The sequence below is a fragment of the Rhizobium tumorigenes genome (assembly GCF_003240565.2).
Lineage (GTDB): Bacteria > Pseudomonadota > Alphaproteobacteria > Rhizobiales > Rhizobiaceae > Rhizobium > Rhizobium tumorigenes.
This window is the reverse complement of the sequence record NZ_CP117259.1, coordinates 1-14565: the sequence shown is the minus strand read 5'-3', so window position 1 is coordinate 14565 and position 14565 is coordinate 1. Positions and strand designations below refer to the sequence as shown.

Annotated in this window: 14 protein-coding genes; 2 read left to right on the top strand and 12 right to left on the bottom strand. The window is 58.3% G+C overall.

Going from position 1 to position 14565, the window contains the following annotated elements; genetic code table 11:
- Nucleotides 1-13: 13 nt before the first annotated feature.
- From PR017_RS25680 to PR017_RS25665, 4 genes are all read right to left on the bottom strand, one after another.
- Nucleotides 14-1000, bottom strand: a complete 987-nt coding sequence (locus tag PR017_RS25680; protein ID WP_111221178.1) for an ABC transporter permease — start codon at nt 998-1000, stop codon at nt 14-16.
- On the bottom strand, nt 990-2492 hold the full coding sequence (locus PR017_RS25675) for a sugar ABC transporter ATP-binding protein (RefSeq protein ID WP_111221177.1): 1503 nt from the start codon (nt 2490-2492) through the stop codon (nt 990-992). The genes PR017_RS25680 and PR017_RS25675 overlap by 11 nt, the downstream gene beginning before the upstream one ends.
- A gap of 65 nt (nt 2493-2557) precedes the next feature.
- Nucleotides 2558-3469 carry an ABC transporter substrate-binding protein gene (locus PR017_RS25670; RefSeq protein ID WP_111221176.1) on the bottom strand — a complete coding sequence of 304 codons (912 nt, stop codon included), beginning with the start codon at nt 3467-3469 and terminating at the stop codon, nt 2558-2560.
- A 103-nt stretch (nt 3470-3572) separates the two neighbouring features.
- Nucleotides 3573-4457, bottom strand: a complete 885-nt coding sequence (locus PR017_RS25665) for an AraC family transcriptional regulator (RefSeq protein WP_111221175.1) — start codon at nt 4455-4457, stop codon at nt 3573-3575.
- A 310-nt stretch (nt 4458-4767) separates the two neighbouring features.
- Here PR017_RS25665 and PR017_RS25660 point away from each other — a divergent pair, with 310 nt between their 5' ends.
- The gene (locus PR017_RS25660; protein ID WP_111221174.1) at nt 4768-5196 is read left to right on the top strand and encodes a DUF3597 domain-containing protein; all 429 of its coding nucleotides are present in this window, start codon (nt 4768-4770) and stop codon (nt 5194-5196) included.
- Nucleotides 5197-5305: 109 nt separating this feature from the next.
- On the opposite strand, the gene PR017_RS25655 is transcribed toward PR017_RS25660, so the two are convergent.
- The 4 genes from PR017_RS25655 to PR017_RS25640 all read right to left on the bottom strand — a co-directional run bounded on the left by PR017_RS25655 (nt 5306) and on the right by PR017_RS25640 (nt 7974).
- On the bottom strand, nt 5306-5539 hold the full coding sequence (locus tag PR017_RS25655) for a DUF6894 family protein (RefSeq protein ID WP_111221173.1): 234 nt from the start codon (nt 5537-5539) through the stop codon (nt 5306-5308).
- 39 nt (nt 5540-5578) lie between these two features.
- The gene (locus PR017_RS25650; protein WP_240539036.1) at nt 5579-6295 is read right to left on the bottom strand and encodes a Crp/Fnr family transcriptional regulator; all 717 of its coding nucleotides are present in this window, start codon (nt 6293-6295) and stop codon (nt 5579-5581) included.
- Nucleotides 6296-6429: 134 nt separating this feature from the next.
- Nucleotides 6430-6876 carry a response regulator gene (locus tag PR017_RS25645; RefSeq protein ID WP_111221171.1) on the bottom strand — a complete coding sequence of 149 codons (447 nt, stop codon included), beginning with the start codon at nt 6874-6876 and terminating at the stop codon, nt 6430-6432.
- A gap of 3 nt (nt 6877-6879) precedes the next feature.
- A complete protein-coding gene (locus PR017_RS25640) occupies nt 6880-7974 on the bottom strand; it encodes a histidine kinase dimerization/phosphoacceptor domain -containing protein (RefSeq protein ID WP_275113032.1) in 1095 nt (364 codons plus the stop codon).
- Nucleotides 7975-8505: 531 nt separating this feature from the next.
- Between PR017_RS25640 and PR017_RS25635 the strand changes: the two genes are divergently transcribed.
- Nucleotides 8506-8715, top strand: coding sequence for a cold-shock protein (locus tag PR017_RS25635; RefSeq protein ID WP_111221169.1), 210 nt, complete (start codon nt 8506-8508; stop codon nt 8713-8715).
- A 94-nt stretch (nt 8716-8809) separates the two neighbouring features.
- On the opposite strand, the gene PR017_RS25630 is transcribed toward PR017_RS25635, so the two are convergent.
- From PR017_RS25630 to repA, 4 genes are all read right to left on the bottom strand, one after another.
- Nucleotides 8810-10669 carry a DEAD/DEAH box helicase gene (locus PR017_RS25630; RefSeq protein ID WP_111221168.1) on the bottom strand — a complete coding sequence of 620 codons (1860 nt, stop codon included), beginning with the start codon at nt 10667-10669 and terminating at the stop codon, nt 8810-8812.
- A gap of 195 nt (nt 10670-10864) precedes the next feature.
- The gene (gene repC / locus PR017_RS25625) at nt 10865-12157 is read right to left on the bottom strand and encodes a plasmid replication protein RepC (protein ID WP_111221167.1); all 1293 of its coding nucleotides are present in this window, start codon (nt 12155-12157) and stop codon (nt 10865-10867) included.
- A 153-nt stretch (nt 12158-12310) separates the two neighbouring features.
- Nucleotides 12311-13351 (bottom strand): plasmid partitioning protein RepB, encoded by a 1041-nt coding sequence (gene repB / locus PR017_RS25620; protein WP_111221247.1) that lies wholly within the window; start codon nt 13349-13351, stop codon nt 12311-12313.
- A 2-nt stretch (nt 13352-13353) separates the two neighbouring features.
- On the bottom strand, nt 13354-14565 hold the full coding sequence (gene repA / locus PR017_RS25615) for a plasmid partitioning protein RepA (RefSeq protein WP_111221166.1): 1212 nt from the start codon (nt 14563-14565) through the stop codon (nt 13354-13356).

Genomic DNA, 14565 nt, shown 5'->3' with positions numbered 1-14565 from the left:
ATATGGTTGCGGGTCAGCGCCACTCGCGGGCGATGTAGATGGCGAGAAGGATGATGAAGCCCCGGATGATATCCTGCAGATAGGGGTTGATACCCATCAGGTTGAGGCCGTTGCTGAGGATGCCGAGCAGCACGGCGCCGATCAGGGTCCCGAGGATGAGCCCGCGACCGCCGGCAATAGCGGTGCCACCGAGGACAACCGCCGCAATGGCATCCAGCTCGAAGCCGACGCCGGCATTCGGCTGGCCGGACATCAGGCGTCCGGTGAGGATCACCGCAGCCAGGCCGGCAGTCAGGCCGGAAATGGCATAAACCACGAGCTTGACCCTGGCGGTCTTCACACCGGATAACTTGGCTGCCAGTTCGTTGCCGCCGATGGCGTAGACATGGCGGCCGAACGGCGTGCGCTCGAGCAGCACCCAGGCGAGTGCATAGATGACGACCGTGATGATGACAGGCACCGGGACGATGCCGACGCGGCCGACGCCGAACCAGGAAATCCAGGACGGCAAGCCCGAGATCGGATAGCCGCCGGAATAGATAAGCCCGATACCGCGGGCGATCCCCATTGTAGCAAGGGTGACGATGATAGCTGGCATCCGTCCCCAGGCGACCAGCAGGCCATTGAAAATCCCAAGCCCTATGCCGAGAACCATCCCGGCTAGCAAACCCACCCAGCCCGGCAGGCCGAAATGGACCATAAGGCCCGCAGCCATCGTCCCCGCCAGCGCCATGACCGCGCCGACGGAAAGGTCGATGCCGCCGGTGAGGATGACAAAGGTCATGCCGACCGCGAGGATCGCCACGACAGAGACCTGGCGGAATACATTCAGGATATTCGACACCGAGAAAAAGCTGTCGGACGCAAAGCCCATCAGGATGGACACGACAACCAGCCCGGCCAGCGGCAGCGCCAAAGGCGAGTGAATAAGCGATCTGAATGCGGAAATTGCTGCGCCTTTGGCGCGAGTATCGCTTTCAGCGATCCCATCATGCGACATCTTTTATCCTCCCGGTGGTAGCGTGGATCATGATCTCTTCGGCATTGATGGCTGAGCCTTCGACTGTCGCGACGATGCCGCCCGCCCGAAAGACACACACCCTGTCGGACATGCCGATGACTTCCGGCAGTTCGGACGAGATCATGATGATGGAATATCCGCGCGCGGTGAACTCGCGCATCAGCTGGTAGATTTCTGTCTTGGCGCCCACATCGATGCCGCGTGTCGGCTCGTCGAAGATCAGCACCTTCATGTTGTGATTGAGCCAACGGGCGATGACCACCTTCTGCTGATTGCCGCCGGAGAGCGTATCGACGCGCGCCATCGGCCCCTGCGCCTTGACCTGCACCTGCGCCATCGCCGAGACGGTATCCTCGAGCTCGCGACGGCGATCGATGAAGAAATGCCCGAATAGATATTTGCCGTAGTTATTCAGCGAAACATTGTGGAGGATGGAGAAGCTGGTGATCAGCCCCTGTTCCTTTCTGCTTTCGGGCAGCAGCCCTATGCCGCTTGCAAGCGCCTCCGCTGGATCGTTAAACCGTCTCTCGACGCCATCGAGCGACAGCTCGCAGCGAGTGGCACGGTGGGCACCGATCATCGCCAGCGCCGTTTCCGTCCGGCCGGATCCGACCAGCCCGGCAAAACCGAGAATTTCGCCTGAACGCAACTGAAAACTGGATACCGGCCCTCCCCGCGCCAGTTGGACCGCCTTGACGTCTAGGACGACCGGAGGGTTTGCAGTCATGACAGGTTTCGGCGGAAAACTGTTTTCAATTCGCCGGCCGACCATCAATTCGACGAGACGGTGCTGGTCGACCTCGCTCACATCGCAGGAGGTAACATATTCTCCATCGCGCAGCACCGTGATGCGGTCGCAGATCTCGAAAATCTCTTCGAGGTGGTGCGAGATGAAAACGATGGCGACGCCCTGCTGCCGAAGGCCCCTCATTACCCGGAAGAGATGCTCGACCTCGGATGGCGTCAGCGTTGCTGTCGGCTCGTCCAGCATCAGTATCCGGGCATTCAGCGCCAGCGCCTTGGCGATCTCGACGAACTGCTGCTCGGCAACGGAAAGAGTACGGACCGGCACATTGAGGGGTATATCGATGCCGAGTTGAGCGAGGATTTCGGCCGCGCGCTTGCGCATGGCGCCGCGCTTCAACAGGCCAACGGAGCTGCGCAGCTCGCGGGCGAGAAACATGTTATCGACAGCATCGAGATAGGGGATCAGCGAGAACTCCTGGAACACCACGCCGATACCGTTGTCGATCGCCTCGTTGTAATCGGCAAAGCGGTGACGCTCGCCATCGATGAAGATTTCCCCCTCGCTCGGTTGCAGAATGCCGCAAAGGACCTTCGTCAGCGTCGACTTACCCGCACCGTTCTCGCCGAGGAGAGCATGGATTTCACCTGCGCGAACGGTCAGGTCGACCCCGTGCAGGACCGCAATCCTGCCGAAGCTCTTCTTGATCCCTTTCAATTCCAGCATCGCTCGCTCCCGCGTTTGAATGGATGGCGCGCTCCCGCGAGGTGGCAGGGGCGCGCCGACATCGATTACCAGCTGAAGCCGGCAGCATTTTCCTTGGTCACAGGCTTCACGTCGATCGGAACTTCCTTCGGCACGACGCGGGCTCCCCACTTCTGGGCGAGCGCCATGGCAAGACCGACACGCACCTGGTCACGCGGGAATTGCGCCGTCGTCTCGATGAAAGCCGTGCCGTCGGCAATCGCCTTGACCGCTTCGGGAGCGCCGTCGACGGAGGTCAGCTTGATGTCCTTGTTCGATCCCTGGATTGCCGAGAGCGCGCCCATCGCACCACCGTCGTTGACCGAAAAGATGCCCTTGAGGTTAGGATGCGACTGGATCATGTTCTCGACGACGCCGAGCGCAACAGAGCGGTCCTGGCGACCGTTCTGCGTATCCACCAGCTTGATACTGCTGAATTCGGCGAGCGCCTGTTTGCAGCCCTCGACGCGCTGCAGGATCGGCACGACGGCAATGCCGTCGAGAATGGCGACTTCGCCGGTGCCATTCAGGGACTTGGCCAGGAACTGGCAGGACTGGTAGCCGGCGTCCTTGTTCTTCGAGCCGACGAAGGTGTCGACCGGCCCGTTGGCATTGGCATCGACGGCGACGACGATGACGTTCGCATCCTTGGCCATCTTGACAGCGGATTCGACGCCGGCGGAATCGGTGGGGTTAATCAGCAGGATGTCGATCTTCTGCTGCAGCATGTCCTCGATATCGGAAATCTGCTTGGCGACGTCATGGTTGGCATCGGTGATGACAACGTCGGCGCCAATGCTTTTCGCGGCTTCCTTGAGAGCCTCCTGCATCGACACGAAATAGGGGTTGTTCAACTCCTGAAACGTCATGCCGATCTTTAGCTTGGCGTTCTGCGCCATGGCTGGCGCGGTGGCCATTGCCAAGGTGGCAATCGATAGCGCGATCAAAGTCTTCTTCATCTCGGTCTTCCTCCCTTAGATGACGACAGGCAAAGCCTGTCCCTTTCCGGAAGGCACATGCCTTCCGAATGCAAATCCCTTCCGGGGTATCGGGCTTTAGCTGTTACTCCGCCGCCATCAGCTCCCCATTGGCAGCAAACGTCGTGCGGAATTGCGATGGCGGCATTCCCTTCTGCTTGAGGAAATGCCGGTTGAAATTGGATATGTTCGAGAAGCCGGTCTCGAAGCAGACTTCGGCGACCTTTACCTCGGGCTGCGTCAGCAGCATCAGGCAGGCGAGATCCACCCGCAGCTGGTTTTTGTAACGCACCAGCGTCGTGCCGGTGTGGCGCTTGAAGGCGCGCGAGAAAGAACTGGGGCTCTGTCCGACGAGATCGGCCAGTTCGCGCTCGTCGATATCGTCGGTCAAGTGGTCGCGAAGATGGGCGATGGCGCGGTTTATGCCACAGTCGTTGATGCTTGGTAGGTCGAGTTCATAACTGAGACTGGCAAGCACTTCCGGTTCGGAGGCACGGGCGAGGATGTCAAGAATCTCCCAGAACAGCGCCAGCCGCTTCATGCCCTGCGCCTCGATCAGATGCTCCATCAACGGCCGCACTTCCGCGCCTGCAGCCGGATCGAACAGCAGTCCGCGACTGCTGCGTTTCAGGAGCGGTCCGAGCGCCTCCATCTCGGGCAAGCTGGTGATGCAATCCTGAATTAGTTTTTCGGGAAACTGGATGACCAGATTGCGCGTCGGAATGATCTCGCCCGGTGCGATCTCGGAAATCCAGTTCTGGGGAAGATTGGGGCCGGTCATGATCAACTGGCCAGGCTGAAACCGGCCGATGTGGTCGCCGATGTAAAACTGGCCGGATGTGGCGACAACCAGATGGATCTCGTATTCGGGATGATAATGCCAGCGCACCGTGCGAAACGGGTATCCGTGCTTCCACGCGGCAAAGGACTCGCCTTTGCGGATATGAACCAGTTCGAGATCCGGCTGCATGTTTACTCCTCCCGCTCACGCCTTCCAGTTTCCTGGCAAAATCTGCAAACCTCCAATTTCGCAGATCCAACGCTTGCAATGACGATATCCCTCAATTGCCGGGACCTCTACCTCAGCCCAGATCTATTAGAGATACTTTTTTGACATCCGGTCGTGGCTGAGTGCCCAATCTTCATTGTACAGAGATCCAATTGGACGACAGCGGTTCGCAAACTCCAGACATCATATCTGCATGCCGGCACGCTTGATCACGGAACGGTGAGGACCCTCTTGCGTTGTGGATGTGCAAGCAAACAACGGAGGATATACCATGAGCATTTTCGACCGCATCAAGAACGCCATTTTTGGCCAGGCGCAGGCCGCAGGCACGACACAGGCATCGACTGGAACCACGACTGCGGCAGCTACCCCGGTCTCAAACCCGGCACCAGGCACTGCCACACCGGTACCGTCAGCGCCATCTGCAGCCACCCTCGCCCAGTCCGTTGACGTCGCCCCGATCCTCGATGCTGCTGTACAGAAATCAGGCCAGAAGCTCGACTGGAAACACTCCATCGTCGACCTCATGAAGGCGCTCGGCATGGACGCCAGTCTCGAGGAACGAAAGGAACTCGCGGCTGAACTCAATTTCCAGGGCGATGTCCACGACAGCGCCAAGATGAACACTTTCCTGCATAAGGCTTTGCTGCAGAAACTGTCGGAAAACGGCGGCAAGGTGCCGGCCGAACTTCTCGACTAGTCCAGATACGGACAACACAAACAGACGCCCTTCGGATTCGGAGGGCGTTTTTTTGTGCTGGTCATTTGTGATGAGAGTGGGCGGCAGTCGCCCATATAAACAAGAGGCGCTAGATACCGACGGATGATCGGAGACTGACTGTGGCCAAGACCAGACCGGTGCTATCCGCCACTTCCAAAACTCTGTCGCCAATACATTTGCCGGCCAGGATGCGCTCCACGACAAGCGCACGCGCTGAAAGGGCAGCCTCCAGTTCGGCCGCCCGCAGGTCCGGCAATTCCGAGCCGTCCGGATCCTCGATCACCACGTCGCCTTCGCGGATATGAAAGTAAAATCTCGCCATACAGGACAAAACTGTATCGGACGAATTAGTTCCGGATGGCTACTTCATGCTTCCGATAAGCCGGTCGAATTCCGCCTCGGCAACTCCGTAGGCATCGCCGGCGAAAGCCTGCAGTCCATCCCGGTTTCGGATTGTCACAAGGCCGCGCGTGTTCGAAATGAAATGTTCGCCTTCAAGCACGTGGAGCGAGTCCGTTACGCTCTGGCGTCTGACGTTCATCATGGAAGACAGGAAGTCATGAGTCAGGGGCAAGGACGCGCCCTCCGACCTGTCGTGGACCATCAGCAGCCAGCGCGAAAGCCGCTTCTCCACCGAATGGGTGGCGTTGGAAAGCGACGTATACGCGGTCTGAACGAACAACGTCTGGGCATAGCGGCTGAGAGTGCGGCGGAGGGATCGGCTTTCTGCCAACAGGTCAAACAGGATTTCGTTCTTGATGCTGTAGCCGTGACCCTCCACTTGCATGAAGACCTTGAACGGGGCCTGAGTATCTTCGAACAGGCTGTTGGGCGGTGACATGCCCTCGCGACCGAAAATTGCCACCTCGACTTCACTGCCAGCGGGCGAAATCCCTATGATAGACCCGATGCCCGTTTCCGGAAAATAGCTGCAATCGGCCGGGACATTCGGCTCGGCCATCACAAACAGTCGCGGCAGCCTCACCGGCATGAGGTGGGGAACGAGCAGATCCCTGTCCCGACTGTCCAGATGGTTTATCAGGCGGTTGAGCATGTTTGCCGTGCTTGGTGATGTCATAAACGCAAGCTAACGACGCGTTCCCCTCAACGCAAGGCAATACGCGCACGCACCGTTTGTACAGCTTTGAGGGAGTTGCTGCAGCGCAGTCGCTGTTTCGCGGTGCCGACGCTACGGCGCCTCAATTTCACCTCTCACCACGTGGACGCCAGGTGAGGCGACGCTAGGAAACTTCCGGGAAGGGCTGCATTTGGCGGCGGTCTACAGACACTTTCCTGGAGATACCAGAGAGCGTTCATGAAGCCGTGACGCGAGAAGGGCTTCGGGATGACCCCATGAGCGCCCGCGAAATCGTCCGGTATCTTATTGGGGTTGGCCGTCACGAAAACGATGATCGTGTGGGACCAGCGTCTCCGGATATGGGCGCAGACATCGAGACCAGTCGTGTTACGGGCGAGTTGCATGTCGACGAATGCGATGTCTGGCGCCTTGGTTGGCTCCATGTCTTCGACGTCGTAAAGCGAGGCCGCCTCGCCAATGACAGTGTGCCCGGCATCCTCGACCATCATTCCCACATCCATGGCGAGAAGGGCCTCGTCTTCGACGATCAGGACACTCAAAGGCGGTTTGGGGCGTTCCATCAATCAATTCCCGTTATGCAGAGACAGCGTCACGCGTGTACCGGACGAAAGCGTCGACCAGTCCACTGTCGCGTCCGTCTGTCTGGCAAGTCTGTTAATAAGGGTACGGCCCAATCCTGTCGGTGGTTCACTCGGCATGCCGATGCCGTCGTCTTCGACAGTAATCGTCGCCTTGCTACCCTCGGAGCGGCCTTTAACCACAATCGTCCCTGCCCTGCCGTCGCGCAAACCGTGCTTGATCGCATTGGTGAGTATCTCGTTCAAAACCAGGCCAAGAGAGGACGCTTTGCCGGCTGGTACGAGAATGGGATCCACATCGCATTTCAGCCCAATGTCCCCTCTTCCACTCGAACCGATGACATCCTCTGCCAGTTTCGTGGCGAATTCACCGATGTCGAACTTTGTCACATCGCCGGACTGATAGAGGGTCCGGTGCACCGTTGCCAGCGCATCGATCCGCTCCATCATCGCCTCCAGCTTGGAGGTTATGACCGGGTCGCCAATCGTTCGCGCCTGGAGCCTCAGCAAGGAACCGATCATGGTCAGGTTGTTTTTGACGCGGTGGTCCACCTCGTGAAGCAGCACCGTCTTCGCTTCAAGAACAGCTTCCAGTTCGGCAGTCCGTCGCTCGACTTCTTTTTCTACCAAGGCCGCCTGTTCGAGCACCGTGCGGCTGTAAGCCACGTGTTTGGTCACATCGAGCTGCGAGGCAAAGAAAAACTGGATTTCGCCCGCGTCGTTGCGCACGGGGCTGAGGTAAAGAGCGTTCCAAAACGTGGAGCCGTCTTTTCGATAGTTCAACAATTCGACTGAAACACTTTCTCCATACGCAATTGCTGCACGGATCGTCTCGACCACAGAGCGGTCTGTATCTGGACCCTGAAGGAAACGGCAATTCCGACCTAGCACTTCATCCTGCGCGTAGCCTGTCAGCGCCTGGAACGCCTCGTTACAAAATACGATGGGATTGTCGGCCTGCGACGGATCAGTGATCACCATCGGCATTCTCGTCGCGCGCACAGCTGCTGCGAAGGGATCTCCCCTGCCATGCGCATAGTTGAGCCTGTCGGTCAGGTGCCAGTCGTCGCGCTGCTCCACAGTAACTCCACACATCAATTTAATTACACGAGCCGATAAACGTCGCCATGCTTAAGTTGGTTCCTGCTAAATAAGGGCCATGCAGGATGCACGCGAGTCCGGGGATAGTAGTCAACTCGGCCGCCCTAGCATCCGCATCACCGCTGCTCGCGTCAGTACCGGGCTGGAACAGCCTATGCCATTGCAAGCACGCCATCTTCTTCCCTATCGGAAACTAAATGACACATTGATTCCGTAACATTTGGTTAACCATAGTGGTGACGTGACTTTGTCACGGGCCTTAACATTCGACCTCTCGCCATACTTACAACTCAAAAATCAGTCGTGCCGCCGATGTGGCTCGGTCCGGGATGGAGCGATAAGCGTCCCCTACCCCCGGTGCAAATTGCCATCTTGCAACCGCATTTCGACGCCCTACCTCTACAAACGGTCTATTGCGGGCGCAGTAATGCAAGGACATGGCGCTTCAATATTGGTCACAACGCCGCTTCTAAACGGCACATGGAAAACAAGACTAGAAGGAACTATGAAATGGCTTCCGGCACTGTGAAATGGTTTAACAGCACCAAGGGTTTTGGCTTTATCGAGCCTGACAATGGCGGCGCAGACGTCTTCGTGCATATCAGCGCCGTGGAGCGCTCGGGCCTCGGAACATTGAAGGATGGCCAGAAGGTCAGCTTTGAGATCGTCCAGGACAAGCGGTCAGGGAAATCCTCCGCCGAACAGCTCCAGGCTCTTTAAGACTGACGCGCTTGACGTTAATACAAAAAAGAAGGCCGGAAACCCGGCCTTCAGTTTATTCAGAATAGAAATATAGCTCGAAAATCAGCGCCTTTTACGTGGTTTTCTTGAACTTCGGCTTACCGCCAGCCGGCCTTGCGCCATCGCGTGCAAAATCAGGCTTCTTGCTCCAAGGCTTCTTTTCACCCGGTGCGGACGGTGCACCCTCAGACCTGCGCTCAAACTTCGCTGCAGGCTTGGCGTCCGTCCTCGGACGGTTGTTCTTTTCCGCAAAACTGCGCTTCGGGCCATCGTGGCTCTGGCGTCCTGTTTCAGGCGCACTGTCGAGAGCCTTGACGCGGATCCCCTTCTCCAGTGTTTTGTTCGGGCCGATCGCAGTGAGAAAGCGCTCGGCAGCCTCGCCCGAAAACTCCACGAACGTTTCGTCAGGCTGCATCCTGATGGCGCCGATATCGCGCTTCGTCAGGTCGCCGTAACGGCAGATCATCGGGATCAACCAACGTGGTTCGGCGCTCTGCTTGCGCCCAACCGAAAGCGAAACCCATTTACCATCTGTGAAGTCGGCCCGAGTCTCGGCGGGATGATCGTCACGTGGCGCAGAAAACTCGTCACGGCGTGGCTTCTTGCGGTCGTCAGGGACCGCAACATCGAGCAGATCTTCAGGCGCGGAATGTGCAGAACGATATTGGCGCAGAAACGCAGCAGCCACCTGCTCGGCGCTATGCTGCTCCAGCAACTTCTTGACGAAATCGATCTCGTCTTCACGAACGGCTTCGGTGAACAAGGGGTCGGCGAGCAAACGTTCATCGTCACGGCGGGTAACATCGTCGGCCGACGGTGGCTTTGCCCAAGTCGCATTGATGCGCGCGGCCTCGAGCAGACGCTCCGCCTTGCGACGACCGCTGGTGGGCACGATCATGGCGCTAACGCCCTGGCGACCGGCACGGCCCGTGCGACCGCTGCGGTGCAGCAGCGTTTCCGGATTGGTCGGCAGATCCGCATGGATGACGAGGTCAAGACCCGGCAAATCGATACCGCGAGCGGCGACGTCGGTGGCGATGCAAACGCGGGCACGCCCGTCACGCATGGCCTGCAGCGCGTGGGTGCGCTCGCTCTGGCTGAGTTCGCCGGAAAGGGCGACGACCGAGAAACCGCGATTGTTGAAACGGGCTGTCAGATGGTTGACGGCTGCGCGCGTCGAGCAAAATACGATGGCATTCGGCGCCTCGTAGAAGCGCAGGACATTGATGATCGCATTTTCGCGGTCGCTTCCGGCGACGGTCAGGGCGCGATACTCGATATCGACATGTTGCTTCGTCTCAGCAGCGGTGCTGATACGCACTGCATCCCGCTGGTAGCTCTTGGCAAGCGCCGCGATTGAGCGCGGCACGGTGGCCGAGAACATCAGCGTGCGCCGCTCGGCTGGCGAATTCTCGAGGATAAACTCAAGATCTTCGCGGAAGCCGAGATCGAGCATTTCATCGGCCTCATCGAGGACAACGGCCTGCAGCTCGGAAATGTCCAGCGAGTTACGGCGAATATGATCGCAAAGGCGGCCAGGTGTACCGATGACGATGTGAACGCCGCGATCGAGCGTACGTCGCTCTGTGCGCATGTCCATACCGCCGACGCAGGAAGCAATCGTGGCACCGGTCAGTTCGAACAGCCATTCGAGTTCGCGCTGCACCTGCAGGGCCAATTCGCGGGTCGGAGCAATCGCCAGAGCCAAGGGACGGCCAGCCTGACCGAAGCGTTCACCCTTGCCAAGCAACGTCGTGGCCAGAGCAAGGCCGAATGCCACGGTCTTGCCCGAGCCGGTCTGCGCAGAAACGAGAACGTCGGAGTTGCCGAGCTTGGGATCAAGCATCGCCTTTTGCACGGGGGTGAGCGCTTCGTAACCGCGTTTGGTCAACGCCTGCGCAATCGGAGGAACGATGCCTTCGAATTCAGTCATATCTGGTCTTTCGGAATTCGGTGTTCGCGCCGGCAGAAAAAAACCCGGAAGGCGCAGATCGCCGCGGCCAGCACGTCGCAGGCCTCTTCATGAGCCCGGCATATACGTGGTCTCCGTTCAAAAGTACAGAGCAGTCCGCCATATACCGGCAGGCTATCCACGTGAAGCTTAACGGCGTAGCCGGGGCGAAGGCAATCATGCTGACCGCCTGTCCTCTGCACCATTGCTCCGAGCCAGCGCCAAGAGCATTGGCCCAATGGCAAACTCCCCTCGTTCCGCCTTTCTGGTCAAGTCGCGCAGATAGCCGCCGGCCGAGTTGATTTGACCGGACCTTTCCAGCAGGCAGGCCATGACAGTTGCCGCATTCTCCGGTCCCATGACCTGGCAGGCCTCCTCATAGGCGCTGGCACTGACGCCGAGCATCGATCGGACAACAACGCCGGCCGTCAGCATGTCGCGCCAACTTGAGATCACTCCGCCCGGGCCATACATCGCAATCTCGGGGCAAGCCCGAAGCACGAGGCCGAGCGGAAAGGACTTCAAACCGCCGAGGTCCGTAAATTGCCTGCCGTTGCCGCCTTCCACCGGTTGGCGGCTATCATCCCGCTGGTCTTGTGTAACAGGCACAAGGCTCAGCTTTTGCTCTGCCCCCTCAGCTTCGCCCTGCTTTATTTCTAAAGCTGGTTCAAGTTCAGGATTAGATTCGGATTTTGAATTCTGTATGTGCTGCTCGTTTCGGGACTCATTGCCGCTTTGTTTTTGTGTTTTCAGGCATGTTTCCAGTAGGTTGAGGACTTCGTCACGCAACATGCTCATCTCTTCCAAAATCGGTTCGATGTCTGCTGTTGTCGGCAGGCGAGGTATCCGCGTCACCAGGCGCCGAAAATGCTCGTATATGCTTGCCCAATCGCCAGGTGCCCCCTCCTCCATGGCCGTCTCGATCAGTTTGCCGACATCGCGTCGGCACAAGGTGAGCTTTTCTCGCGTGACACGGAGAACTTGGCGTTCGGCAACCACTTCAGCTGCCAGCACATTGATTTCTTCAGCCCGGGAGATCAGCGGAGCAACACTGAAACCAAAAGCCTGCGCAACTTCACCATCGCCGCCCCTCCGGACGTAGCGCTTGCCGTTGGGGCTATCCCGGCGGATAAGCAGGCCTGTCTCTACGAGAGCGGCGAGGTGCCTGCGCAATGTCGCAGGCGCTATACCGTGGGCACGCAAGGCCAATTGCTCATTCGATGGGAAGACCACCAGTCCGTTGGCTGCCGAAAGCACGTTGCCGGGGTAGAAACTCAATAATGCGTTCAAAACAGCCAGCGCGCGATCGCTGACCCCGAGCATCTGCCGCGCTTCGCACAGCGCTCGAAATAACTTCCATTTGTCGACCGAGGCGTCAGCGTCGATCTCACTCGCGTCGTACTGGCTTGCCAGCATGCCAAGCGTCATCGAACGCCCACCAAAGGGCGTCGATATATGTCCGGTCTGCATCGTCCTTCACCTTTTTCAAGGCAAAAAAAATCCGCTCACCCAATTTGGTGCCAAAGACTCTTGACTAAGATTCGTGGAAATGTGATTCTCTAAGCGCCAACTACGAGAAGGGCTTCCACGACGGCAACGTTTGGGGGCCTTTTTCTTTTGCGTTTAGTCTCCTGCTTCTGACTTGGTCTCATCCTGAAAGGCTTGATAAAGCCGATCGAGATTTTTGGTGATGTAAGCGCCGAAGGCAGGACCGTTTTCCGCCTTCAAGGCAATCGTATACTTCTTACCACCAGCTTTGATTTCTGCTTTTGCTGCGCCGCTTTGTTCGCGCCACTCCGAAACAGGTTTCACGACCGGCACAGATCTGGCCTGTCCCCTTCCCGCAAGAAACGTGCTCAACAAATCAAAGCGATCATCCGCGGCGGCATCAAGAAATTCCGGACGGGTGATAAATTCCCCCGCTCGCACGATATTTTCGGGTGTGTCGAAACGCGTCGCCAAGTCATGCCAGCGGTCGCGGCCAACAGCCAGTGCCGGTCCGATTGCATCGACGATCGCGGGGGGGATGCGGTTGATGACTGACAACATTTTCGAAACTGTCGTCTTGTCGGCGCTGAGCGCGGCCATGATCGTTTCGCGGTCAAAGGTTCGCTTCTCCAGCCGACCTGCAAACATGGCGCGTTCGATAAAGGATAAATCTGCGCGGGCGCTGTTTTCCTGGCCCTGCGCGATGACATGATCGCGATCGTCCAGCTTCTTGACGACAGCCCGAACCGGGCGACCCAGTGTCTTTGCTGCGCGAGCACGGCGATGGCCAAAGGCGATCTGGTATTTACCGTCTCGGGATGGGTGCGGACGCACGAGAATTGGTGAATCCTGGCCGCGTAGACGTATTGCTTCGACGAGTTCGTCGAATTTTGCATCCAGCTGCACGAGGCGGTCGGACACGAAGGAGTCCTCAATCATATCCGGATCAAGTTCGATCACCACCTCGCCGGCCGTGAGCTTTGCTTCAATCGCCTTCGCCGCATCAGCCTTGGCTGCAAGCGCATCTATACTACGTGTCACTGCACCGAGTGCACCGACGCCCTTGTATCCGCTCGTTTGGCGCTCAGGCGCAGACGTCGGCTGAGTGGAGTTTACCGCAGTAAACTTTGTCTCGGGTTCAGAGATCAATCCGGAAAGGACGTTCTTTCTAGCCATGATCAGCGACCCCATGCCTTGTGGACCAGGGCAGCGATCTCAGCGTTTACAGCCTCCATCGATTCCAACGCCCGGTCGTAGGTCGTGCGCGTAAACTGGCTGCGATCTACCTCGTAGAGTGTCTGGTTGGTAAGCGCGGCATCGGAGATCGCAACGCTTCGCAGCATGGGGTTGGTGAGGACGTGCTGCTTGAACATAGACCTCATGAAGGCCACCATCTGCGTTTGCGGTCCATCGGTTGGATCGTAGCGCGTGACGAGATAGCGCATCCAGTCGAGGTTCATATCGGCGCCCGCACCCTTCAGGGTGTTCAGGATTTCCCCGAGCATCTGCAGGAACTGGCACATGGACATCACGTCGAGCATCTGCGGATGTACCGTGATGAGCACCGCCGTGGCGGCGCAAATCGCGCTCATTGTCAGAAATCCGAGCTGTGGAGGGCAGTCGATGACGATAACGTCGTAGTCGTCGGATACCGATGACAGGGCCTCGTCCAGTCGCGCAAAAAAGATGCGCCCGTAGTCATTGCCTTGGCCCTGCGCCAGGATACGCGGTGTGTCGTGCTCGAACTCCATCAGCTCGAGGTTGCCCGGCACGATGTCGAGACCTGGAAAATTGGTTTTCCGCACGACTTCCCTGAGCGGCCGCCGACGGTCGTCATAACGGATCGCAGCGTAAAGCGTCTCGTTCTCATCGAGATCGAATTCAGGCTGGAAACCGTGGATCGCCGAAAGGCTGGCCTGAGGATCAAGATCGACGGCGAGAACGCGATGCCCGGTCAGAGCCAGATGCTGGGCGAGGTGAGCCGCCGTGGTTGTCTTGCCCGACCCGCCTTTAAAATTCACGACTGCAATGACCTGAAGATGGTCCTTGGCGCGGCGATGCGGCACGTAATGCTGACCTGCACGTCCATTCTGCTGGAGATACTGCCGCATCTCGAGTAATTGCTCAGCTGTATAGGAACGACGGCCCGATGGAGTAACCTGCGGCAGCGGCCCCTTCGATTCTAGCGACAGGTTGCGCAAATGGCCGCTGGTGACGCCGAGAAAATGCGCGGCCTCGCTGAGATGAAACTGCCGGAGCGTTTTTTGCGCCGTCGGTGGAAACATCTCGAGCCGGTGCTGCTTCAGCTTGTCGGACAGCTCTCGGGCTTGGCCGATGATTAGCTGGTCGACCTCCGAAATAGGCTGTCCGAGCGTTGCTGCCATATTCAT

Bases quoted from the DNA above. Each gene is read 5' to 3' on its own strand.
- PR017_RS25680 (WP_111221178.1), bottom strand. From the start codon at position 1,000: ATGTCGCATGATGGGATCGCTGAAAGCGATACTCGCGCCAAAGGCGCA.
- PR017_RS25675 (WP_111221177.1), bottom strand. From the start codon at position 2,492: ATGCTGGAATTGAAAGGGATCAAGAAGAGCTTCGGCAGGATTGCGGTC.
- PR017_RS25670 (WP_111221176.1), bottom strand. From the start codon at position 3,469: ATGAAGAAGACTTTGATCGCGCTATCGATTGCCACCTTGGCAATGGCC.
- PR017_RS25665 (WP_111221175.1), bottom strand. From the start codon at position 4,457: ATGCAGCCGGATCTCGAACTGGTTCATATCCGCAAAGGCGAGTCCTTT.
- PR017_RS25660 (WP_111221174.1), top strand. From the start codon at position 4,768: ATGAGCATTTTCGACCGCATCAAGAACGCCATTTTTGGCCAGGCGCAG.
- PR017_RS25655 (WP_111221173.1), bottom strand. From the start codon at position 5,539: ATGGCGAGATTTTACTTTCATATCCGCGAAGGCGACGTGGTGATCGAG.
- PR017_RS25650 (WP_240539036.1), bottom strand. From the start codon at position 6,295: ATGACATCACCAAGCACGGCAAACATGCTCAACCGCCTGATAAACCAT.
- PR017_RS25645 (WP_111221171.1), bottom strand. From the start codon at position 6,876: ATGGAACGCCCCAAACCGCCTTTGAGTGTCCTGATCGTCGAAGACGAG.
- PR017_RS25635 (WP_111221169.1), top strand. From the start codon at position 8,506: ATGGCTTCCGGCACTGTGAAATGGTTTAACAGCACCAAGGGTTTTGGC.
- PR017_RS25630 (WP_111221168.1), bottom strand. From the start codon at position 10,669: ATGACTGAATTCGAAGGCATCGTTCCTCCGATTGCGCAGGCGTTGACC.
- repC (WP_111221167.1), bottom strand. From the start codon at position 12,157: ATGCAGACCGGACATATATCGACGCCCTTTGGTGGGCGTTCGATGACG.
- repB (WP_111221247.1), bottom strand. From the start codon at position 13,351: ATGGCTAGAAAGAACGTCCTTTCCGGATTGATCTCTGAACCCGAGACA.
- repA (WP_111221166.1), bottom strand. From the start codon at position 14,565: ATGAATATGGCAGCAACGCTCGGACAGCCTATTTCGGAGGTCGACCAG.